Annotated in this window: 21 protein-coding genes; 12 read left to right on the top strand and 9 right to left on the bottom strand. The window is 60.3% G+C overall.

The features are described from left to right. Positions 1–34: 34 nt before the first annotated feature. The 6 genes from G5182_RS13360 to G5182_RS13335 all read left to right on the top strand — a co-directional run bounded on the left by G5182_RS13360 (position 35) and on the right by G5182_RS13335 (position 5844). Positions 35–721: a hypothetical protein gene (locus tag G5182_RS13360; protein WP_227343074.1), complete on the top strand. Its 687-nt coding sequence runs from the start codon at positions 35–37 to the stop codon at positions 719–721. 82 nt (positions 722–803) lie between these two features. Further along, positions 804–1541 carry a substrate-binding periplasmic protein gene (locus G5182_RS13355; RefSeq protein ID WP_158111102.1) on the top strand — a complete coding sequence of 246 codons (738 nt, stop codon included), beginning with the start codon at positions 804–806 and terminating at the stop codon, positions 1539–1541. Between the two features lie 245 nt (positions 1542–1786). Then, positions 1787–2182: a nucleoside diphosphate kinase regulator gene (gene rnk, locus G5182_RS13350; protein WP_005334070.1), complete on the top strand. Its 396-nt coding sequence runs from the start codon at positions 1787–1789 to the stop codon at positions 2180–2182. Between the two features lie 192 nt (positions 2183–2374). Then, on the top strand, positions 2375–2965 hold the full coding sequence (gene uhpA / locus G5182_RS13345; RefSeq protein WP_005334071.1) for a transcriptional regulator UhpA: 591 nt from the start codon (positions 2375–2377) through the stop codon (positions 2963–2965). Then, on the top strand, positions 2962–4482 hold the full coding sequence (uhpB, locus tag G5182_RS13340; protein ID WP_227340821.1) for a signal transduction histidine-protein kinase/phosphatase UhpB: 1521 nt from the start codon (positions 2962–2964) through the stop codon (positions 4480–4482). Before uhpA ends, uhpB begins: the two co-directional genes overlap by 4 nt. A 27-nt stretch (positions 4483–4509) precedes the next feature. After that, entirely contained in the window at positions 4510–5844 is a 1335-nt protein-coding gene (locus G5182_RS13335) for an MFS transporter (protein WP_227340822.1), read from the top strand. A gap of 92 nt (positions 5845–5936) precedes the next feature. Here G5182_RS13335 and G5182_RS13330 read toward each other — a convergent pair whose 3' ends face one another. After that, a complete protein-coding gene (locus G5182_RS13330) occupies positions 5937–7070 on the bottom strand; it encodes a GGDEF domain-containing protein (protein ID WP_227340823.1) in 1134 nt (377 codons plus the stop codon). Positions 7071–7590: 520 nt separating this feature from the next. Between G5182_RS13330 and G5182_RS13325 the strand changes: the two genes are divergently transcribed. The 5 genes from G5182_RS13325 (at position 7591) to G5182_RS13305 (ending at position 10389) form a co-directional block, all read left to right on the top strand. Continuing rightward, positions 7591–8391, top strand: a complete 801-nt coding sequence (locus G5182_RS13325) for a transporter substrate-binding domain-containing protein (protein ID WP_005334079.1) — start codon at positions 7591–7593, stop codon at positions 8389–8391. Between the two features lie 99 nt (positions 8392–8490). Continuing rightward, positions 8491–9450 (top strand): amino acid ABC transporter permease, encoded by a 960-nt coding sequence (locus G5182_RS13320; RefSeq protein ID WP_019445267.1) that lies wholly within the window; start codon positions 8491–8493, stop codon positions 9448–9450. Next, positions 9434–9556 carry a hypothetical protein gene (locus G5182_RS13315; RefSeq protein ID WP_265328643.1) on the top strand — a complete coding sequence of 41 codons (123 nt, stop codon included), beginning with the start codon at positions 9434–9436 and terminating at the stop codon, positions 9554–9556. Before G5182_RS13320 ends, G5182_RS13315 begins: the two co-directional genes overlap by 17 nt. Next, a complete protein-coding gene (locus G5182_RS13310; RefSeq protein ID WP_265177235.1) occupies positions 9540–9662 on the top strand; it encodes a hypothetical protein in 123 nt (40 codons plus the stop codon). Before G5182_RS13315 ends, G5182_RS13310 begins: the two co-directional genes overlap by 17 nt. Next, on the top strand, positions 9646–10389 hold the full coding sequence (locus G5182_RS13305; RefSeq protein ID WP_120414562.1) for an amino acid ABC transporter ATP-binding protein: 744 nt from the start codon (positions 9646–9648) through the stop codon (positions 10387–10389). Before G5182_RS13310 ends, G5182_RS13305 begins: the two co-directional genes overlap by 17 nt. Before the next feature lie 107 nt (positions 10390–10496). Here the strand turns inward: G5182_RS13305 and G5182_RS13300 are convergent, their stop codons facing one another. Then, positions 10497–11288: a substrate-binding periplasmic protein gene (locus tag G5182_RS13300; RefSeq protein ID WP_216979056.1), complete on the bottom strand. Its 792-nt coding sequence runs from the start codon at positions 11286–11288 to the stop codon at positions 10497–10499. A 168-nt stretch (positions 11289–11456) separates the two neighbouring features. On the opposite strand from G5182_RS13300, the gene G5182_RS13295 reads away from it, so the two are divergent. Next, positions 11457–12296 carry a sterol desaturase family protein gene (locus G5182_RS13295; RefSeq protein WP_216954072.1) on the top strand — a complete coding sequence of 280 codons (840 nt, stop codon included), beginning with the start codon at positions 11457–11459 and terminating at the stop codon, positions 12294–12296. Positions 12297–12405: 109 nt separating this feature from the next. Here the strand turns inward: G5182_RS13295 and G5182_RS13290 are convergent, their stop codons facing one another. The 7 genes from G5182_RS13290 to pstA form a co-directional block, all read right to left on the bottom strand. After that, a complete protein-coding gene (locus G5182_RS13290; protein ID WP_227340825.1) occupies positions 12406–13821 on the bottom strand; it encodes a basic amino acid/polyamine antiporter in 1416 nt (471 codons plus the stop codon). 9 nt (positions 13822–13830) lie between these two features. Next, positions 13831–14733, bottom strand: a complete 903-nt coding sequence (locus tag G5182_RS13285) for a homocysteine S-methyltransferase family protein (protein ID WP_227340826.1) — start codon at positions 14731–14733, stop codon at positions 13831–13833. Positions 14734–15026: 293 nt separating this feature from the next. Continuing rightward, positions 15027–15569 (bottom strand): hypothetical protein, encoded by a 543-nt coding sequence (locus tag G5182_RS13280; RefSeq protein WP_069555291.1) that lies wholly within the window; start codon positions 15567–15569, stop codon positions 15027–15029. A 19-nt stretch (positions 15570–15588) separates the two neighbouring features. Then, positions 15589–16908 (bottom strand): hemolysin family protein, encoded by a 1320-nt coding sequence (locus tag G5182_RS13275; protein ID WP_216954078.1) that lies wholly within the window; start codon positions 16906–16908, stop codon positions 15589–15591. A 190-nt stretch (positions 16909–17098) separates the two neighbouring features. Beyond that, positions 17099–17809: a phosphate signaling complex protein PhoU gene (gene phoU, locus G5182_RS13270; protein WP_005334097.1), complete on the bottom strand. Its 711-nt coding sequence runs from the start codon at positions 17807–17809 to the stop codon at positions 17099–17101. 85 nt (positions 17810–17894) lie between these two features. Next, positions 17895–18713 carry a phosphate ABC transporter ATP-binding protein PstB gene (gene pstB, locus G5182_RS13265; protein WP_005334102.1) on the bottom strand — a complete coding sequence of 273 codons (819 nt, stop codon included), beginning with the start codon at positions 18711–18713 and terminating at the stop codon, positions 17895–17897. A gap of 133 nt (positions 18714–18846) precedes the next feature. Next, positions 18847–20496 carry a phosphate ABC transporter permease PstA gene (gene pstA / locus G5182_RS13260; protein WP_042012620.1) on the bottom strand — a complete coding sequence of 550 codons (1650 nt, stop codon included), beginning with the start codon at positions 20494–20496 and terminating at the stop codon, positions 18847–18849. Positions 20497–20506: the final 10 nt, after the last annotated feature.

Here is a 20506-nt window from a genome sequence, read left to right as displayed (position 1 = left end):
CGGCCCGGGCCCCGGCTCTTTCGAGCGACAGATGATGATGCGACTTTTGCTTTCGTTATGGCTGCTTGGCAGCACCCTCGCCTTCCCCCTGCATGCTGACGACACGCCCCCGGATCTCGCCGCCCGGATCAGCTATCACGACCGGAACACCGGCAGCGATGGCATCGCCAGAGAGAGTGTCTGGCAAGAGAAGTGGCTGCGGGTGGGCAATCAGGTGTGGAGCCAGCGGCTCATTCCCCTCCCCCTTGCCCGTGCCTATCACGCCACTCACGATGCCACCCCCGGCCACAAGCACTTTACCCACCAGATGGCAGCCCGCTGGGTCAGTCGCAGTGATGAAGGTGAGTTGCAACTGCGTTATGCCGACAGCTGGCACAACCAGCTGGTTGAGGTGCCGGTGGAAGAGTATGGCCAGGTGGCCTTCAAACCCGACTGGCCACGGATCCGCCATCTCGTCAACCCGGCGCTGATCGAGGGGATGACCCCGCTGGATGAGGCCGCCCCCGAGCAGGCCCGCTGGTATGAGAATCGCGAAGGGCAGCAACGAACCCGCATTCTCTGGTCGAGTCAGTGGCAGCTCCCGCTGGTGGTCGAGTCGGCCAGTCTCGACGGCTATCGCAGCTACCGGATGGAGGTGACCTTGCGCAAGCTGCCTGCTCAGCTCCCCTGGCAGCAACTCGCTGATTACGAAGTGCGCGATCTGCGCGATTTCTTCGACTGAGATCCCAACCCCTCAGCGAGCCCAACGACAACGCAGGCAGGAATGTTACACTCTGCATATTCGACTCTGGCTCACGACCTTGATGCGCGCTCTCTGCCTGCCCTTTTTTGCACTGCTGTTGTTGCTGGTACACACCGGTGCCCAGGCTATTGTGCTGGTGGCGGCCGAGCTGCCCCCTTACGTCATTCGCTCCTCTCACGGCAAACCAAGCGGTGTCGCCATCGAGATCATGGAAGAGGCCGCGCGACGCCTTAAAGAACCGCTCACCATCGAGTTGATGCCGCTGGCCCGAGCCCTCACCCAAACCGCCCATCGCAAGGATGTACTGCTGATACCGCCAGTACGCAGCTCTCAACGGGAGCATCTCTACTACTGGGTTTCCCCCATCCTTGATGAAGAGTTCCTCATTGTCAGCAATCGCCACAAGCATCCCACCCCGCTCATGATAAACGCGCTTCCTTCACTCAAGGTGGGCACCTTGCGTCACTCCTTCGGCCAGTATCTGCTCAAGCAGAGGCTGAATCTCGCCAGCCAAACCGTCGCCACCGAAGACCTCAATGCCCTCAAACTGCAACGAGGACGCATCGATGCCTGGGTCGCAGCCTGGAACGTCATCCTCTACAACCAGCAGACGGGCGGATTTTCCATCGATGAGATAGTAAAAGGCGAATCCTTGATGCGTACCCAGTTATTTATCGCGGCCAGCAAGGATTTTCCCTTCACCGAAGGGCGTCGCTGGCAAGCCGTGATTGACGAGATGCGCCATGATGGCACACTGGCGCGGATCATCCGTCAGTACAACTATCAGGTTCCTGAGTAGTCACTCAATCACGGTTGCCAAGGCCGGCCAGAATGGTTATGGTAGCCCCATGAAAATACTAGCTATTTCCTCGCATTTGCTCACACCCTGCTGAGCCCCCGCCTCGCTCCTTCGGCCGCGAGTCGCTTGGGGGCATGGCATTTTCAATCGATTGAACCTGTTGAATCCATTTTTGTAACACTTTGCGTGATGGCCAACCTGCACCCGCCGGTATGGGCCTATCCGCTATTGATAAGGAATATCTTATGAAACAACCTCATCTGGTTATCTCCAGCCTTGATCTGGACCGTATCGAACAACTGCTCGGCAACCACCCGCAGCATCTCGCCCTGCAAGAGGAGCTGGACCGCGCCGAGATCCGCGAACCGGCCGACATGCCGCCGGACGTGGTCACCATGAACAGCAAGGTACGCTTCAAGATGCAGAGCAGCGGCAACGAGTTCTGCCTCACCCTGGTCTACCCGCGCGATGCCAAGGGCGACGAGAGCAACATCTCGGTACTGGCGCCGGTGGGCAGCGCCCTGCTCGGTCTGAAAGTGGGCGACAGCATCGCCTGGCCGGGCCCGGCCGGTCGCACCATCGAGGTCGAAATTCTGGAAGTGGTCTATCAGCCGGAGCGCGCCGGCGAGCTGCACCGCTGAGTCCCACGGGCTGGTCATCCCCTGTTGATCAGCCCGCTTGCTCGCCCTTGCCAGCTGATCCCGATCAAGCTTTGTTCACCTTGCTCCCCGGTTTTTAGCCCCTTTTCCTGCTGCTGCTTGAGCCTGACTCGAGGGGCAGGTATCTTGTTGGCCGCGTCATGGTCATGACGCACCGAATTTCAGGCTGACATCATGATAAAAATTGCCCTTATCGACGATCACCAGATCGTCCGATCCGGTTTTGCCCAACTGCTCAATCTGGAGCCCGACCTGCAGGTGGTCGCCGAATTCGGCTCCGCCAGCGATGCCCTTGCCGGCCTGCCCGGCAGCGGGGCGCGCGTCTGCGTCTGCGACATCTCGATGCCCGACCAATCGGGGCTGGATCTGCTCAAGCAGCTCCCCTCCGGTCTGGCCGTGGTGATGCTCTCGGTGCACGACAGCCCGGCCCTCATCGAGCAGGCACTGCAAACCGGCGCCAAGGGATTTCTCTCCAAACGCTGCAGTCCGGACGAGCTGATCGCCGCGGTGCGTACCGCCGCCCAGGGGGGGTGTTATCTGACGCCGGACATCGCCCAGAAACTGGCCAGCAGCAGCCGGGATCCCCTCACCAATCGGGAGCGGGAGATTGCCCAGTTGCTGGCACAGGGGCTGGAGGTGAAGGCCATTGCCGAGCAGCTTGGACTCTCCCCCAAGACGGTTCACGTCCATCGCGCCAACCTGATGGACAAGCTCAAGGTCAGCAACAACGTCGAGCTGGCCCACCGCATGCTGGATAGCTGGTGATCTCCCGTTTTGCCAGCTATGTCGCCATCGCGCTGGCGGCCTGCTTCATCTTTGCCGCCGGCTGGTTTTGCCTGTGGAGCATCAGCCTGCATCTGGCGGGCGGCCCGGCACTGGCGGTGCTGCTGTTCCCCTTCGGCCTGCGTCTCGGCCTGCTGTTGCAAAGTCCCGGTCGCTACTGGCTGCCGCTGCTGCTCTGTGAAGGGGGGCTGCTCTACTGGATCAATCTGGAGGTTGGGCTGCCCCACTGGCAGTGGTTGCTGACCGGCAGCCTGCTCACCCTGCTCCCCCTGCTGATTGCCCGCCGCCAGCCGGTGCGCAACGACTGGCAGCAACTGCTGTTGCTGCTCGCCACCGTCTCGGTGGCAGCCCTGCTGCAATCCCTGCTCTGGCATCTGGCGGGAGAAGATGGCCTCTCGGCCCTGCTGCTCACCCTCACCGGCGGGCTCACCCTCACCTCCACCTGCATGCTGATCTGGCACTACCTTACCCGCGCCACCTGGGTGCCGCTCGGTCCTGCACTGGTGGATCAGCCGGTAGACTGGCGCTTTCGCCATCTGGTCTGGTATCTGCTGTTATTCGTGCTGAGCCTCTGGCTTCAGCTGGGACTGCCCAACTCGCTGGTGCGATTTACCCCGTTTTGTCTGGCCATCCCTATCATCGCCATGGCGTGGCGCTACGGCTGGCAGGGGGCGCTGCTCGCAACCCTGATGAACACCATCGCCCTGCTGGCGAGCCAGGCCTGGCACGATCACCCCCTCGATCTGCTGCTCTCCCTGCTGGCCCAGAGTCTCACCGGCCTGCTGCTGGGCGCCGGGATCCAGCGCCAGCGCGAGCTCAATCAGGCGCTGACCCGCCAGCTTGCCCACAATCGCCAACTCACCGAGCGGCTGCTGGAGACCGAGGAGAGCATCCGCAAGGAGGTGGCGCGCGAGCTGCACGACGACATCGGCCAGACCATCACAGCCATTCGTACCCAGGCCGGTATTGTTCGCCGCCTCGCCCCCGACAATGCGGGTGTGGGCCAGAGCAGCGCCCTGATCGATACCCTCTCCCTTGGCATCTACGACGCGGTGCGCGGTCTGCTCGGTCGCCTGCGCCCGCGCCAGCTCGACGACATGACCCTGGAGCAAGCGGTACGGGCACTGCTCAGAGAGCTGGAGCTGGAGCGCCACGGCATCGTCACCCGGCTGGAGTGGCAGCTGGCGGACAGCGATCTCTCTGATGCCCAGCGGGTCACCCTGTTTCGGGTCTGTCAGGAGGGGCTCAACAACGTGGTCAAGCATGCCAACGCCCACTCGGTGACAATCCGGACGCGGCACGGTGAAGAACAGCTGCAGCTGGTGCTGGAGGATGATGGTCGCGGCTTGCCGCAAAGCCGCGCGGCGCAGGGCTATGGTCTGCTCGGTATTCGCGAGCGGGTGCAGGCGCTGGGAGGCACCTTGCAGCTCTCCTGCGTCCACGGCACCCAGTTGACGGTCAATCTCCCCTGCCGCAAGCGGGAGGAGAGCCATGAGTAACCTCGCCCTTCATCAGGGAGGAGCCCCATGCTGAGCTTTATGAGAAGCGCACCGGCGCAACCGCCGATCCGCGAGCAGGCCGAGATCGACGCCACCTATCGTCACTGGCGGCTGCATCTGCTGCTGACCATGTATCTGGGCTATGCGGTCTTCTACTTCACCCGCAAGAGTTTCAACTTCGCCATGCCGGACATGCTGGCGAGCGACATGCTGGACAAGTCAGACATCGGCATGCTCTGGACCCTGTTCTACATCACCTACGGCTGCTCCAAGTTCTTCTCCGGCATCATCAGCGACCGCGCCAACCCGCGCTACTTCATGGGGATCGGGCTGATGGCCACCGGCGTCATCAATATCCTGTTCGGCCTCTCGTCCGCTCTCTGGATGTTTGCTGCCCTCTGGGTGGCCAACGCCTTCTTTCAGGGCTGGGGTTGGCCACCCTGCTCCAAACTGCTCACCAGCTGGTATTCGCGCAGCGAGCGGGGCGTCTGGTGGTCGGCCTGGAACACAGCCCACAACGCCGGCGGGGCGCTCATCCCCCTTATCGTCAGCACCCTGGCCCTGCAGCATGGCTGGCGCTACGGCATGATAGTGCCCGGCCTTATCGCCATTGCAGCCGGTCTGCTGCTCTGCTGGCGGCTGCGGGATACCCCGGCGGCCATGGGACTGCCGTCGGTGGGCAAGTGGCGCAAGGATGCCATGGAGCTGGCCCAGCAGACTCAGGATGCGGGGCTCTCCCATCGCCAGATCCTGCGCAAATATGTGCTCGGCAACCCCTATATCTGGCTGCTGGCCTGCTGTTACGTGCTGGTCTATGTGGTGCGCACCGCCATCAACGACTGGGGCAACCTCTACATGACCGAGCAGCGCGGCTTCAATCTGATGAGCGCCAACTCGGCCATCTCCATGTTCGAGGTAGGGGGTTTTATCGGCGCCCTGGTGGCGGGCTGGGGATCGGACAAGCTGTTCAACGGCAACCGTGGCCCGATGAACCTCATCTTTGCGGTGGGGATCCTGCTGGCGGTGGGATCGCTCTGGCTAATGCCCTTCTTCAGCTACGTGATGCAGGCGGCCTGCTTCTTCACCATCGGCTTTTTCGTGTTCGGCCCCCAGATGCTGATCGGCATGGCGGCAGCGGAGTGCTCCCACAAAAACTCGGCGGGGGCCGCCACCGGCTTTGTCGGCCTGTTTGCCTACATGGGGGCGGCGCTGTCAGGCTATCCGCTGGCCAAGGTGATGGAGATCTGGCACTGGAACGGCTTCTTCGTGGTGATCTCGGTGGCAGCGGGCGTCTCGGCCCTGTTGCTGCTCCCCTTCCTCAAGGCGCAGGCACCGAGAACAGCTCAAGCTGCGTCAGAGTAATGGACGGCAGCTGACGAGCTATATCCGGCAAACAGAAACAATCAGGGCGCGGATCACCGCGCCCTGATTTTATTCCTGAACCTATTCCTGCATCAGGCAGCCTGACAGACCCGGTTCTTTCCTTCCCGCTTGGCCCGATAGAGAGCGTCATCCGCACGGCTGAACAGGCTGTCAAAGTGCCACTCCCCCTGCCAGTAAGCAATACCCATGCTGACGGTGATATGAATCCCCTCCACCTCGCTGGCCGCAAGCTGAACCAGCAGTGACTGGCAACGGGCGATGGCCTCGTCTGCGGCGACATGGCGAAACAGCAGCACAAACTCCTCACCCCCAAAGCGGCCCGCCAATACCCCCTCCAGCTCGCGCAGTGCCAACCCGACCCGCTCCAGCACCCGATCACCCACCTCATGACCATGCCGATCGTTGATCTGCTTGAAGTCATCCAGATCGAGCACCACCAACGCCCCCTGTTGTGCAGGGCGTCCCCGGGCCAGACGCTCCATAAAACCACGGCGATTGAACAAGCCGGTCAGCGGGTCATGACTGGCCTGATAGCGCAGCTCCAGCGCCCGGTGCTGGTTGCAGAGCAGCAGCACCCCGAAGGTAAGCATGGAGCTACCCACCAGCATGGAGACATAGGGCAACACGTTGAACAACTGACGCTGGAACGGGCTTTCGATCACCTCGCCCCACACGGTAAACATCCGCATCAATGTCATGGCAATCAGCACCAGATTGAGGCCAATCAGCACCCAGACCGCCACCTGATAATCGGGTCGGCCGTGACGCCAGAGCTGCCAGATGATGAGCGTACTGAGCATGAGGAAGGTGGCGCTGCTGATCATCACCCGCACAGCAATCCGGCCATCGATGGCGACCGACCAGGTCATGATGGCGGCAAACAGCAGGATGAATCCCCAGCAGGCAGGCCAGCCTGGCGATTGCCGGAAGAAACAGCGCTGGGCAACCAGCAGCAGCGACACATGAAAAATCAGGAAGACATTGCCAACCCAGGAGCCATAGGGGGTGGGGGTCAGCAGCAAGCTGGCAAATCCAGCCTGACCCAGCATGGCAAACAGACTGGACCACCACCAGACCCCGACACCGGGAATATCGTTGTGGGTAACACGAATGATGGTAAGAGTCAGGAAACCGAGACAATAGCCACACAAGGCCATGATCATCAAGGTAAAAATATCCAGCTTAAGCAGTAGTGAGGCGTCCATACCAAAGCCATGCAGAGAGGGTAACTGAGTATATGAGAAGCGTTTGCCAAGACCCAGTGGGACTTGATGGTTTTCATAATAAAGCCCGTTCGTTTGCTGACAAACAGCGCAATGAGCGTGATATCCCACCAATGCGTATTTGTATCAGCCCCATAAAAAGCCTCTTACGGAGCCCGATAGCACAATAAGAGCCGCAAGCGGCGCCCTGGCTTTGTAACAAAATGTCTTGGGGATAATTTGGGCTTGAACCCACTCAATTAGATAGATATGTTGTTTTCGTGTGATTTTATGAATGAAGCCATGAGCAATAAATGTCTCTAACCTGTTGAGTCTTCTGACACAATCTGTTTTTGGTACATTTTTCACTCAACCACTATTCATAGCATCTCATATGGGGCTTTTGTCCCGCTCAAGACATTCATCCTGTCTTGCCTGTTGCCGGATGCAGCAGTCTCTTGTGCCACGGAGTCGCACGGGATCAGGTTCAAGGCCGAACACACCACCGACAGAGACGTCACTTATGATCAAAAAACTGATTCTTTCTACCCTGCTGTTTTGCGGGATCGCCACGGCGGCCCCGACACCTGCCCCCACGTCCACCCTGGATGCCGTGCTCGAACGCGGCGTGCTGCGAGTCGGCTTCGACGCCGGCTATCAACCCTTCGAGATGACCAACAAGCAGGGCCAATACATCGGCTTTGATGTGGATCTCGCCAAGATGGTCGCCAAAGAGATGGGCGTGAAGGTCGAGTTCGTCAACACCGCCTGGGATGGCATCATTCCGGCACTCCTGACCAACAAGTTCGACGTCATCATGGGCGGCATGACCGTCACTCCCCAGCGCAACCTGCGGGTCAACTTTGCCGATCCTTACATCGTGGTCGGCCAGACCATCGTCCTGCGCAAAGAGAAGGCGGGCGAAATCAAATCCTTCACCGACCTCAACGACCCGAAATACAAGATCGCGGTCAAGCTCGGCACCACCGGCGAGCAGGCAGTCAAGCGCCTGATCCCCAAAGCCACCCTGCTGCAGTTTGAAACCCAGGATGACGCCAAGCTGGAAGTGATCAACGGCAAGGTCGATGCGTTCGTCTATGACCTGCCCTACAACGCTATTTTCGCCTCCCAGAATCAGGGCGCCGTGGTGCACCTCGACAAGCCGTTCACCTTCGAGCCGCTGGCTTGGGCCATCCGCAAAGGGGATCAGGACACCCTCAACTGGTTCAACAACTACCTGCGCCAGATCAAGGGCGATGGCAGCTACGACCGTCTCTACAAGAAGTGGTTCGAATCCAACGCCTGGCTGAATCAGCTCAAATAACCTCCGGGGGGCGGCACATGCCGCCCCTGCACCACGCAGCTCCCCACACAATAACGAGAAGAGGTTGTGACTGTGCACACACCCAAACCGACAAGACAGATGGAAAAACAACCCAATCAGCTGCTCTGGCATGGGGTTTTCCTGCTGATGCTGCTGGTTGCCGTATTCGGCATCTACAAGGCTGTCCAGTCAGTGGATTACACCTGGCGCTGGGAACGCATTCCCCAATACATCGCCTATCAGGCGGAGCAGAAGAATCTCGCCGAATTTGACGGCACCGTGATGGCGGGCACCAGCGAGGCCGAGAAGGGCAAGCTGTTCCTGCAAGACGATCTCGACCCCAATGTGCGGCAAGCCATTGCCAGTACCGGCGTACAAGTCGCCGAAGGGGATACCGTTTTTCGTGGCGATACCCTCGACACCCAACTGAGCTGGACTGCAGGCCCCATTGCCTGGGGCGTCTGGGTCACCGTCAAACTCTCGCTGGTGGCGGGCATCTTCGCCATCCTGCTCGGAACCCTGGCCGGGCTGGCGCGTCTCTCCCCCAATCCGGCCCTGCGCAATCTGGCGGTCACCTACGTTGAGCTCATCCGCGGCACGCCGCTGCTGGTGCAGATCTTCATCGTCTACTTCTTTATCGGCACCGTGCTGAACCTCGACCGCTTCACCGCCGGGGTCGCCGCGCTGGCGGTCTTTACCGGTGCCTATGTGGCGGAGATCGTCCGCGCCGGTATCAGCTCCATCCACAAGGGGCAGATGGAGGCGGGTCGCAGCCTGGGTATGACCTCGGCCCAGACCATGCGCTATGTCATCCTGCCGCAGGCGTTCAAGCGGGTACTGCCACCGCTGGCAGGCCAATTCATCAACCTGATCAAGGACTCCTCGCTGGTCTCGGTCATCTCCATCACCGATCTGACCAAGGCCGGTCGCGAGGTAGTCAGCTCCACCTTCAGTCCGTTCGAGGTATGGTTTACCGTCGCCTTGCTCTATCTGGTGCTGACCGGCACCCTCTCTTTCTTGGTACGCCGTCTCGAGGTGAAATATGCACGCAGCAACTGATCCCATCATCAAGGTGCCACAGGCATCGAGAAGTGCAGCCATCACCGCCCCCCTCTTCGCCTTCCCGGTTCGTTTTCTGGAGGTGAAATATGCACGCAGTAACTGATCCCATCATCAAGGTGCAACGGGCGTCGAGAAGTGCAGCCATCACCGGCACCCCCTTCGCCTTCCCGGTTCGTTTTCTGGAGGCGAAATATGCGCGCAGCAACTGATCCCATCATCAAAGCGACCGGTGTCGAGAAGTTTTACGGCAGCGAAGTGCATGCCCTGAAAAATGTCAGCACCCAGGTCGCCGAAGGGGAAGTGGTGGTGATCGTCGGCCCCAGTGGCTCGGGCAAGTCCACCTTCCTGCGCACCCTCAACCAGCTGGAGACCATCAACGACGGCAACATAGTAGTCGACGGCATCAGCCTGACCGAGCCGGGCGATGTCAACAAGCTGCGGGAAGAGGTGGGCATGGTGTTCCAGTCCTTCAACCTCTTTCCCCACCTGACGGTGCTGGATAATATCTGCCTCGCTCCGCAGAAGGTGCGTGGCCTGTCGCGCCGTGAGGCCGAAGACAGAGCCAAGGCGCTGCTGCTGAAAGTGGGGCTGTCGGTGAAAGCAGCCAGCTATCCCTCCCAACTCTCCGGTGGTCAGCAACAGCGGGTAGCCATTGCCCGGGCGCTCGCCATGCAGCCGCGCATCATGCTGTTTGACGAGCCCACCAGTGCGCTGGACCCCGAAATGGTGGGGGAAGTGCTGGATGTGATGAAGGGGCTGGCCCGCGAAGGGATGACCATGGTGGTGGTGACACACGAGATGGGCTTTGCCCGCGAGGTAGCGGATCGGGTGCTCTTTATGGAGAGTGGCGAACTGCTGGTGGATGAAAAACCGGCCGATTTCTTCGACAATCCTCCCTCCCCACGCCTGCGCCAGTTCCTGAGTCAGGTGCTGTAGCCAACATGCTCTGCTGGATAAATGAAGAGGGACCGCAAGGTCCCTCTTCTTGTGTGTCACGCTGAGCAGGCTTAACCCAGCTGAACCCGAGTGCCCATCTCATCGGCTCAGCGCGGGGACTTTCCCAAATAGCGCTCCACGATCACTTTCACCCCGTCACGTTTTTTGAGCTGATAGAGCTCCTTGTCAAACTGGTCGATAAAGGCCTGTTTGTAGGGGTACTCCCCCTTGCGGCTGTAGCCGAGAAACCCCTGCTCCTTGCTGAGCACCGGCCCCTGTTTGAGCAAGGACATATCGGCCACCGCCAGCTGATCGGCCTTTATCATGTTGAGCAACTCATAGAGCAGGGAGAGGCGATCATTGATGGTGCAATCGACCCGGCCGCGGACAATCTTGAGCAAGTTCTCCCGATTGCTTTTCACCTCCTCCACGTCGATCTGCTTCTCTTTTACCGCCTGCCAAAAGGCATCACCGCCGACGGCAAAACCGGCGTTCATGCCAAAGCGCAAACCATGATAGTCGAGCGGAAACCTGGCCTGCGGAGTATTGGCCGCCACACTGGCGCCGCACATCACCACCAGCTCTTCATCCAGCATCGGCTGGGAGTAGGGCCACATCCAGGGGCGACTGTCGGGCTGGTAGTAAGGCGGAAAGATGGCGAAGGCGCTGCCCTGCTCCACCATGCTCAGACCGCGCCGCCACGGCATCGGCTTGAGCACCACCTCATAGTCAGGCATGGCAGAGGTCACCTCGCGGATAATATCGGCATAGATCCCCCTGACCTCCTCCCCCTCCTGCCAGGAGTAGGGGGGATAGTTGGCATCGGCCAAAATTTCAACACGGGTTTTGGCCTGGGCCATCATGCACAACCCCAGCAACAAGCAACACCAGACGCGCATAAGCCAGCACCTCCTGAAAAAGCCTGCATCAAGCATAGCCATCCGCCGCACCTTCCTCTGCTGCCGCGCCATATTTCATGCCATCTCTTCGTTGGCAGAAAAATGTTAATGAAATATTAAAGCCATCCTTTATGCTGGAGAGCAATTGCTCTGAATGGATGGCCGCATATGGATGTGCAACTGCTTCTGCTCTACCTCTCCCCGGTTTTTCTGGCCTTTATCGGCTGGGAGATGCTCTACCTGCGCAAACATGGCGCGGCCTTTCCCACCGCCACCTACCAGTGGCGGGATCTGTTCGCCAACGCCGCCCTGGCCCTGATGCATCAGGGTGGCGATGCGCTGGCGGCCATCGCCATTGCTTATCTGTATGACACCCTCTGGGGCTGGCGACTGTTCGATATCGAGCTGAATCTCTGGAGTGTGCTACTGCTGTTCCTGTTGCAGGATCTCTGTTACTGGCTGTTCCACTTCACCAGCCACCATGTTCGCTGGCTGTGGGCCTCCCACGTGGTGCACCACAGCTCGGAGCGGCTCAACCTCTCCACCGCTTTTCGCCAGAGCCTGATGTACCCGATCTCCGGCATGTGGCTGTTCTGGATCCCGATGATTGTCATCGGCTTCCCGCCTGAGGCGGTGGTCGCCACCGTGCTGCTGAGTCTGGGCTTCCAGTTCTTCGTCCACACCCAGGTGGTGGGCAAACTCGGCTGGCTTGAGTGGGTCTTCAACACCCCCTCCCACCACAGGGTGCATCACGCCAGCAACGCCAAGTACATAGACCGCAACTTCGCCGGGATGCTGATCATCTGGGATAGACTGTTCGGCACCTTTGTGGAAGAAGACCCTGCCGAGCCGTGCCGCTTCGGCATCACCAAGCCGATCCACAGCTTCAATCCCCTCACCCTCACCTTCCACGAGTGGCGCGACATGCTGCGCGACGCCCGTGGCCTGCCTTGGCGACAAAAACTCGCGGTGCTGTTTGGCAAACCGGCCGGACCTGCCAGCCGCTAAGCCTTCTCCCCAGGTCACAACTCCCGGATAGCAAGCCCCTGATAACCAGTCCCTGATAACAAGAGAGCGCCACAGTGGCGCTCTCTTATGGTCAGTCACATCTTTGATGTCAGAGATGGGCGAACGACCAGACGGCGGGGATCAGGCTCAGCAAGGTCACTCCAGCCAACAGCCGTTCACGGCCGCTCAGACAAAGATCTGTGCCCAGCTGACGACGGCTGTAGAGAAACAGCAGCAGACCCGGCCCGTAGAGCAGCAAGGAGAGCAGCAGATACTCCACCCCGGCAGCATAGAGCAGCCAGAAGCCGTAACCGCTCGACACCAGTGCCACCGCCCGCATCAGACCGCGGCCCTGCCCGCCCTCACCCTTCTTGCTGAACGAGAGCTTGAGCAAGAACAGGCCGATCAGCAGGTAGGGCACCAGGATCATCGAGGTGGAGATAAGCAGCAGGCTGGTGTAGCCCTTGCCGAGCAACCACACCAGCAGCAGGCAAGTCTGCACCGTCAAGCTGGTGAGCCAGAGCGATGCGATGGGTGTGCCGTTGCGGTTCTGGCGCCGGAAGATGGCGGGAAACGCGCCGTGGCGGGCCGCGCTGAACGGCACCTCGGCCGAGAAGAGGGTCCAGCTCACGTAGGAGGCAAGCACCGAGACGATCAGGCCGACGCTGATGAGCAGCTTACCCCAGGAGCCGGTCATCTGGGCCATCAGCCCTGCCATGGAGGGGTTGGGCTGCGCAGCCAGCTCAGGCCGACTCAATATTCCCAGCGCCAGCACCGAGATAAGCACATAGAGCAGCAGCGCTAGTACCACGCCGAGCACAGTGGCCGTACCCACATCCCGCCGGTTTCTGGCGCGGGCCGACAACACCGCTGCCCCCTCGATACCGGTGAAGACCCAGAGAGTGATGAGCATGGTATTGCGCACCTGCTCGGAGACCGGCACCGCCAGGGTGCTGCCCTGCTGATCCGCCGCGAAGGTGACCGGATCGAACCAGTAGCAGGCGAACAGGATAAACAGCAGCAGCGGCAGGCTCTTGGCCAGGGTCGCCACCAGATTGAACAGTGCCGCCTGCTGCACGCCGCGGGCCACCAGCAGATGCACCGCCCAGAGGATGCAGGACTCGCCGACAAACGCCGCCAGAGTGTTGCCCTCACCAAACCAGACCTGCTCCGGCGTATCGACGAAGCTGCCCAGCGCCGCAAAGGCGATCACCAGATAGCCCACCACGCCGATGGTGGCGCAGAGCCAATAGCCCCAGGCGGAGAAGAAGCCCACCAGCTCGCCAAAACCGGCGCGGGCATAGCTGTAGATGCCGCCGTCGAGATCGGGTCTGAGTCGCGACAGATAGAGAAAACTCATGGCGAGCGCCAGGATGCCCACACCCGTCACGCCCCAGCCGATCAGCACGGCGCGGGCGCCAGCCACCTCGGCCATGTTCTGGGGCAGGCTAAAAATCCCCGCCCCCACCATGGAGCTGAACACCAGCGCGGTGAGAGACCAGAGCCCAATCTTGTTCTCTTTCATGGGGACTCCTTAGCGCAGCCGGCTGCTCAGCGCCTGAATATGCTCGGGGCCGATACCGCAGCAACCGCCGATCAAATTCGCCCCGGCCGCACGCCAGCGCTCGGCCCAGCCGAGATAATCCAGCGGCCCCAGATCGGCGCGGATCTCGTCCAGCCCGTCGTTGGCGGTGGCCTCCTTGGGTTGCGGCGGGAAGGCGTTGGCATAGGCACCGAGGCGAATGTCAGCGCGGCCCAGCGCCTGCAATCGGGCGCGAGCAACCTCGAGAGCCCCCTCGATCACCTCGGGCTGACAGCAATTGAACAGGATGGCATCGACTCCGGCCGCCACCAGTGCGGTAACCGCATCAGCCACCCGCTCGCCGGAACGCAGTCGCGGCTCGTTGCCCGGCGCCTCATCTTCCAGCGTGAAGGAGGCCCAGAACGGCTTGCCATCGTCAGGCAGCAGCGCTTTCAGGGCCAGTGGCTCGGCAATCAGGCTCATGGTCTCGGCCAACCAGATATCCACATAAGGGGATAGCGCGCGGATAAGCGGCGTCGCCAGCTCGCTCACCTTGTCCGCCTTGAACAGGTCGGCACGGTAGGAGCCAAACAGCGGCGGCAGAGAGCCCGCCACCTGCACGGCGCCCTTCTGCGCGTCAGCCACCTCACGGGCCAGTTGTCCGGCCAGCGCTGCCAGCCCCTCCCCGTCGGCAAAGAAACGCTCATCGCCGATATGAAACGGCACCAGCGCATAGCTATTGGTAGTAATGACCCGGGCTCCGCTCGCCACATAGGCCTGATGCACGTCGCGCACCGTCTCTGGCGCCTCCATCAGGGCCAGCGCCGACCACTCCGGCTGACGAAACGGTGCACCCCGCCGTGCCAGCTCGCGCCCCATACCCCCATCCAGCACCCACAATTCCCTGGTTTCCATCTGTCGTGTCTCTTAGTTATGTGCGTTGTTTATTTGCGTATTTATCTGTTTGTTTTGTTGATCTGCGGTTTCGCATCGAATCGCTGCAGATCGTCCCGCTTCATCCTGGGAAGCCCTTTTATTATGCAGCCATCCAAACATATAGATGTTTAGATGGCCAAAGTAAGATAAAACAAAGTGCCACGGGCGGCAATCAGTATCAGCAGAAATCAGCGTGCAAACGGCGAGGCAAACGCAGAAATGCAAGAGGCCACCCAAAGGTGGCCTCATCACTATCTTGATCCGCTGGCGACTTAACGCCCGGCCAGCACTCGCTTAATCTGTTTGACCCAGTCGGAGACCCGACCCTGCTGCGGCAAACCGCGCCAGATCTGCTCCCACTGGGCAGGGCTGAGCGGACGACCGAGGCGACGCTGTACGCCTGCATATAGGTAGTCATGGGCCGTGGTGGCCGCATGCTCGGAGGTGAGGAATTTGGAGACCGGATCGGTCAACCGCACATCCCGCATGCCGAGCAGCGGATAGTCGTTGTGCACCGCCGCCAGCATGGTCTCGCGCATAGCCGACTCGATGTAGCCACGGGCAAACAGGGCGGTCACCGACTCCAGCGACCCCTGATCCGGGCCATGGTACTGCTCATCAAAGACCGGGCTCGGCTCGGCCATGCCGCTTTGCACCACCGCATCGGGATCCGGCTGCGGCACGACCACCGCGGGCTTGGGGGCAACCGGCTTGGCTGCCACTGTGGCTTTGCGCGGCGCGCTCTGGCTACAGGCACCCAGTGCCAGGGCGAGCGCGACACAGGCCAGCGCACGGGAATGAGACTGCATCTTCATGACTTTTATGTCGCTCCTTTTACGATTCCTGAGCTGGCTTCTCGGCCACCACCGGCTCGACCCGGGTAACCAGCAGCTGATCGATCTTGTAACTGTCGATATCCACCACTTCGAACTTGTAACCGGCATATTTGACCGAGTCAGTGCGCTTGGGGATCTTGCGCAGCATATACATGATGAAACCGGCGATGGTCTCGTAGTTCTGATCGTCCGGAAACTCTTCTATATCGAAGGCGCGCATCACGTCTGAGATCGGGGTCACCCCGTCCACCAGCCAGGAGTTCTCGTCCCGCTGGACGATCTGCTCTTCCACCACGTGGGTCGCCCACTCGCCCATGACGGTGCTCATCAGGTCGTTCATGGTGACGATCCCCACCACCAGCGCGTACTCGTTCATCACCACGGCAAAGTCGCCACGATGATTTTTGAAGTACTCCATCGCCTCATAGAGGTTCAGGGTATCGGGAATGATGATGACGTTTTGTACCAGCGAGCCGCTGTTGAGATCGATGCTCTGGCCGCTGATGACGCGGATCAGCAGCTCCTTGGCATCGACAAAGCCCTTGATGCTGTCGAGGTTGTGGTCACAGACCAGAAACTTGTTGTGGGGGTGTTCGGCGATCTTCGCCTTGATGTCCTCTTCATCCTCTTGCAGGGTGAAGTAGATGAGGCTCTCGCGAGCCGTCATGGCGGAGGTGACGCAGAGTGACTGCAGTTCGAACACGTTCTCGATGAGTTGATGCTCCTCGCGCTGGATAACTCCAGCCTCGGCACCGGCATCCATTACCGCATAGATATCATCGGAGGTGATCTCGTCGTTGCGCTCTGTAGAAATGCGCATCAGGCGAAACAGGGTATTGGCCAGACCATTGAAAATCCATACCAGCGGCATCAGCAGGGTGACGAAGAAGAGCATGGGGCGCACCACCACCACGGCAATCTGCTCGGGCATGATCATGGCCAGACGCTTGGGCATCAGATCGGCGATCAGGATAAACATACCGGTGACGAACACGAAGGACGCACCAGAGCTGATCTCGCCAAGCCAGGGTCCCTGGTAGAACTGGGAGACAATCCCCTTGATGGCGGGGTTGAGGGCAGACTCACCCAGGATACCACCCAGAATGGCGACGGTATTGAGGCCAATCTGCACCACGGTGAAAAAGTTGCCCGGCTGGGCCTGCAGGGCCAGCACCTTTTCGGCCTGGCGATTACCTTCATCCGCCATCACCTGCAATTTGATTTTGCGAGACGCGGCGAGAGAGATCTCGGAGAGGGAGAAGAACACACTGCCGCCAACCAGCAGCATTAAAAAGAACAAACTATCGGCAAAACTCATGATTAACCTATTGCTACACCCGCCTTAGCACAAGACGGCAAACTGGGCCCGGGAGACCGGACCGTGAGCCCATCCGGGACTCACACAGGGGGAGTATTCTATCAGAAAACAGCCAGTTGGGGGCTTTATCTTACTCCGACCAGTTATGCAACAAAAAAGGCGCTTCACGCGCCTTTTTATTCACTTCCGGTTAGCCCTTGCCCAGCAAGGTGCCCAGATCGTCCGCCTTGGTGTGGCGTACATCCTTGCCTTTCACGTAGTAGACGATGTACTCGCAGATGTGCTGGCAGCGATCGCCGACCCGCTCGATGGCACGCGCCGCCCACAGGACGTTGAGCACCTGGGGGATGGTGCGGGGATCTTCCATCATATAGGTCATCAGCTCGCGGATGATGGACTCGTACTCGCGGTCTACCTTGTCATCTTCCTTGTAGACCGCCAGCGCCGCATCCAGATCCATGCGGGCGAAAGCGTCGAGCACATCGTGCAGCATCTTGATGGTACGACGGCCCATGTTCTCCAGCGACACCAGCGGCGGCTGCGGCTTGTTGGCGTTGTCGGTCAGCATGCGGGCGATCTTGTCGGCCACGTCGCCAATGCGCTCCAGATCGGTGATGGTCTTGATGATGGCCATCACCAGTCGCAGGTCGGAGGCTGTCGGCTGACGCTTGGCGATGATGCGGGTGCACTCCTCGTCGATCGCCACTTCCATCGCGTTGACCTTGTGGTCGTTGGCCACGATCTTGCGCGCCGCATCGAGATCCTGATCGTGGATCGCCGCAATGGCGTCGGTGAGCTGCTGCTCTACCAGACCGCCCATCACCAGCACCTGGTTGCGCACGCTCTCTAGCTCGGCATTGAATTGACCGGAGATGTGTTTATTGAGGTTCATATTGTCCATACAAATAATCCTTGATTGCTCCGATTATGCCTTAGCCGTTGAACCGACTGCCAATCTGTTTGCTGAGATTCATCCTCTCCTCTCCTTAGCCGTAACGACCGGTAATGTAATCTTCAGTCTTTTTCTTGGCCGGGGTGGTGAAAATGGTGTTGGTATCCGAGTACTCGATAAGCTCGCCCATATACATGAAGGCGGTCTGATCCGACACGCGCGCAGCCTGTTGCATGTTGTGGGTCACGATCACCACGGTGAACTGGCTCTTGAGCTCGTTGATCAGCTCCTCGATGGTGAGGGTGGAGATGGGGTCGAGCGCCGAGGTCGGTTCATCGAGCAGCAACACTTCCGGCTCGATGGCAATGGCACGGGCAATCACCAGACGCTGCTGCTGACCACCGGAGAGACCGAAGGCGTTGTCGTGCAGACGATCCTTCACCTCGTCCCACAGGGCCGCACCGCGCAGGGAGCGCTCGGCAGCTTCATCCAGAGTGCGACGATCGTTGATCCCCTGCAGGCGCAGACCATAGACCACGTTCTCGTAGATGGACTTGGGGAACGGGTTCGGGCGCTGGAACACCATGCCCACCTGACGGCGCAGGGCGGAAACATCAACGCTCTTGTCATAGATGTTGTGGCCGTGCAGTTGGATTTCCCCCTCGATGCGGCAGATCTCCACCAGATCGTTCATCCGGTTGATGCAGCGCAGCAGGGTCGATTTGCCACAGCCTGACGGGCCGATGAAGGCGGTTACCTGCCCTTTGGGGATCTTCATGTTGACGTTGAACAGCGCCTGCTTGCTGCCGTAGTACAGGTTGAGATCCTTCACCTCCAGCGCGGTCTGCTCCGGGGTCAGGTTGAGCAGGTCCAGCGCGGTGTGCTGGGTAGACGTGGTCGTTACGTTGATCATCTGTTACCTCAAAATCTATCTGGAGTGGCCGGACTGCTGCCGGCGCCCCCCACGTATTGGTGCAGAGAGATGGCGGCTCGCGCTCGGCCGCCCCTTTGTTATCTCACTCTTGTATCACTCATGCGGCGCCGGATTAATGCTCCAGCGACCGGAATTTCTCGCGCAAGTGGTTACGAATACCGATAGCGGTCAGGTTCAGACCCACGATCACCGTCACCAGCAGGAAGGAGGTGGCGTAGACCAGCGGGCGGGCCGCCTCGACGTTGGGGCTCTGGAAGCCGACGTCATAGATGTGGAAGCCCAGGTGCATGAACTTGCGCTCCACATGCAGATACGGGAAGTTGCCATCCATCGGCAGAGTCGGTGCCAGTTTCACCACCCCCACCAGCATCAGCGGCGCCACTTCACCGGCTGCACGGGCGATCGCCAGAATAAGGCCGGTCATGATGGCCGGGCTCGCCATCGGCAGCACGATGCGCCACAGGGTCTCGGCCTGGGTGGCGCCCAGTGCCAACGAGCCCTGACGGATGGTGCTCGGGATCCGCGCCAGCCCCTCTTCGGTGGAGACGATCACCACCGGCAGGGTCAGGATGGCCAGGGTCAGCGCCGACCAGATCACGCCAGGTGAACCAAAGGTCGGGCTCGGCAGCGCTTCCGGGTAGAACAGCTGATCCAGCGAGCCACCGAGCGTGTAGACGAAGAAGCCCAGACCAAACACGCCGTAGACGATGGAGGGCACGCCCGCCAGATTGATCACCGCGATGCGGATGATCTTGGTCAGGCTGTTCTTGCCTGCGTACTCGTGCAGGTAGACCGCCGCCACCACGCCGAGCGGGGTCACGATGATCGCCATCAGGAACACCATGAAGACGGTGCCGAAGATGGCCGGGAAGACGCCGCCCTCGGTGTTCGCCTCACGGGGATCGTCGGATACAAACTTGCCGATCTGGTGGAACCAGTGACCCACCTTGGCCAGCAGGCTCATGTCGTTGGGCCATACCACATCCAGTACCCTGGACATGGGCATGGTCACCAGCTCGCCACGCATATCCTTGACGGTGATGCTGTCCCGGTCAGCCTGACTGCGCAGTGAGAAGAGCTCTTTTTCCAGCACCTGATAACGATCGTTAAGGGCCTGACGTTCACGCTCCAGCTGAGCTTTCAGCTGATCGGTCAGCTTCTCTTCCAGCTCGGCCTTGCGCTCTTTCAGGCGCAGCCGCTCCAGCTGATAGTTGATGCTGCCGATGTCCCCTTTTTGCAGATCGTTGGCCTGTTCGGAGAGGGCATTGGCTCTCGCCAGCACCCGCTGCAGGGCAGGATGCAGATCCGAAGTCAGCTCGCGGCCATCCTCTTTTACCCCGACGATATAACCGTAGAAGTTACCGTTGGTGGCACGCTCAACCATGGCCAGCTCGGCTGGCTGGCTCTGGGACTTGATGTCCGTCTCCAATACCCAGCGAAAATCGAGGTCGACGAACTCACGGTTGCCGGTCTTGACCAGATAGCGGGTCAGCAGCTCGCGCTCTTCCCCCTCCAGCGGCAGACCTGCGGCGCGCAGTCGCTCCACCGGCACCAGCTCGCGATCGTTGATCTCGCCGATCAGCACGCTCTTGTTGCCGCTGGCGTCCTCCAGCTGCCACTCATAGATGGGGTGCGGCCAGAAGTAGACCAGACCACGCCATCCGATCAGCAGCAGCAGACCCAGTACCGCCACCAGACTCAGGCTGACGGCTCCGCCGGTCATCCAGATCCAGGGGGCCCCTGATTTAAACCACTTACCCATTGTCGATTCC

It is taken from the genome of Aeromonas sp. 600948, assembly GCF_049174875.1.
Lineage (GTDB): Bacteria > Pseudomonadota > Gammaproteobacteria > Enterobacterales > Aeromonadaceae > Aeromonas > Aeromonas veronii_A.
Note: the sequence above shows the minus strand (reverse complement) of the source record. Positions and strands in the feature narration are given on the sequence as shown.

Excerpts from the sequence above, each read along its gene's own strand:
- G5182_RS13360 (WP_227343074.1), top strand. The coding sequence starts at position 35 with ATGATGCGACTTTTGCTTTCGTTATGGCTGCTTGGCAGCACCCTCGCC.
- G5182_RS13355 (WP_158111102.1), top strand. The coding sequence starts at position 804 with ATGCGCGCTCTCTGCCTGCCCTTTTTTGCACTGCTGTTGTTGCTGGTA.
- rnk (WP_005334070.1), top strand. The coding sequence starts at position 1,787 with ATGAAACAACCTCATCTGGTTATCTCCAGCCTTGATCTGGACCGTATC.
- uhpA (WP_005334071.1), top strand. The coding sequence starts at position 2,375 with ATGATAAAAATTGCCCTTATCGACGATCACCAGATCGTCCGATCCGGT.
- G5182_RS13335 (WP_227340822.1), top strand. The coding sequence starts at position 4,510 with ATGCTGAGCTTTATGAGAAGCGCACCGGCGCAACCGCCGATCCGCGAG.
- G5182_RS13330 (WP_227340823.1), bottom strand. The coding sequence starts at position 7,070 with ATGGACGCCTCACTACTGCTTAAGCTGGATATTTTTACCTTGATGATC.
- G5182_RS13325 (WP_005334079.1), top strand. The coding sequence starts at position 7,591 with ATGATCAAAAAACTGATTCTTTCTACCCTGCTGTTTTGCGGGATCGCC.
- G5182_RS13320 (WP_019445267.1), top strand. The coding sequence starts at position 8,491 with ATGGAAAAACAACCCAATCAGCTGCTCTGGCATGGGGTTTTCCTGCTG.
- G5182_RS13315 (WP_265328643.1), top strand. The coding sequence starts at position 9,434 with ATGCACGCAGCAACTGATCCCATCATCAAGGTGCCACAGGCATCGAGA.
- G5182_RS13310 (WP_265177235.1), top strand. The coding sequence starts at position 9,540 with ATGCACGCAGTAACTGATCCCATCATCAAGGTGCAACGGGCGTCGAGA.
- G5182_RS13305 (WP_120414562.1), top strand. The coding sequence starts at position 9,646 with ATGCGCGCAGCAACTGATCCCATCATCAAAGCGACCGGTGTCGAGAAG.
- G5182_RS13300 (WP_216979056.1), bottom strand. The coding sequence starts at position 11,288 with ATGCGCGTCTGGTGTTGCTTGTTGCTGGGGTTGTGCATGATGGCCCAG.
- G5182_RS13295 (WP_216954072.1), top strand. The coding sequence starts at position 11,457 with ATGGATGTGCAACTGCTTCTGCTCTACCTCTCCCCGGTTTTTCTGGCC.
- G5182_RS13290 (WP_227340825.1), bottom strand. The coding sequence starts at position 13,821 with ATGAAAGAGAACAAGATTGGGCTCTGGTCTCTCACCGCGCTGGTGTTC.
- G5182_RS13285 (WP_227340826.1), bottom strand. The coding sequence starts at position 14,733 with ATGGAAACCAGGGAATTGTGGGTGCTGGATGGGGGTATGGGGCGCGAG.
- G5182_RS13280 (WP_069555291.1), bottom strand. The coding sequence starts at position 15,569 with ATGAAGATGCAGTCTCATTCCCGTGCGCTGGCCTGTGTCGCGCTCGCC.
- G5182_RS13275 (WP_216954078.1), bottom strand. The coding sequence starts at position 16,908 with ATGAGTTTTGCCGATAGTTTGTTCTTTTTAATGCTGCTGGTTGGCGGC.
- phoU (WP_005334097.1), bottom strand. The coding sequence starts at position 17,809 with ATGGACAATATGAACCTCAATAAACACATCTCCGGTCAATTCAATGCC.
- pstB (WP_005334102.1), bottom strand. The coding sequence starts at position 18,713 with ATGATCAACGTAACGACCACGTCTACCCAGCACACCGCGCTGGACCTG.
- pstA (WP_042012620.1), bottom strand. The coding sequence starts at position 20,496 with ATGGGTAAGTGGTTTAAATCAGGGGCCCCCTGGATCTGGATGACCGGC.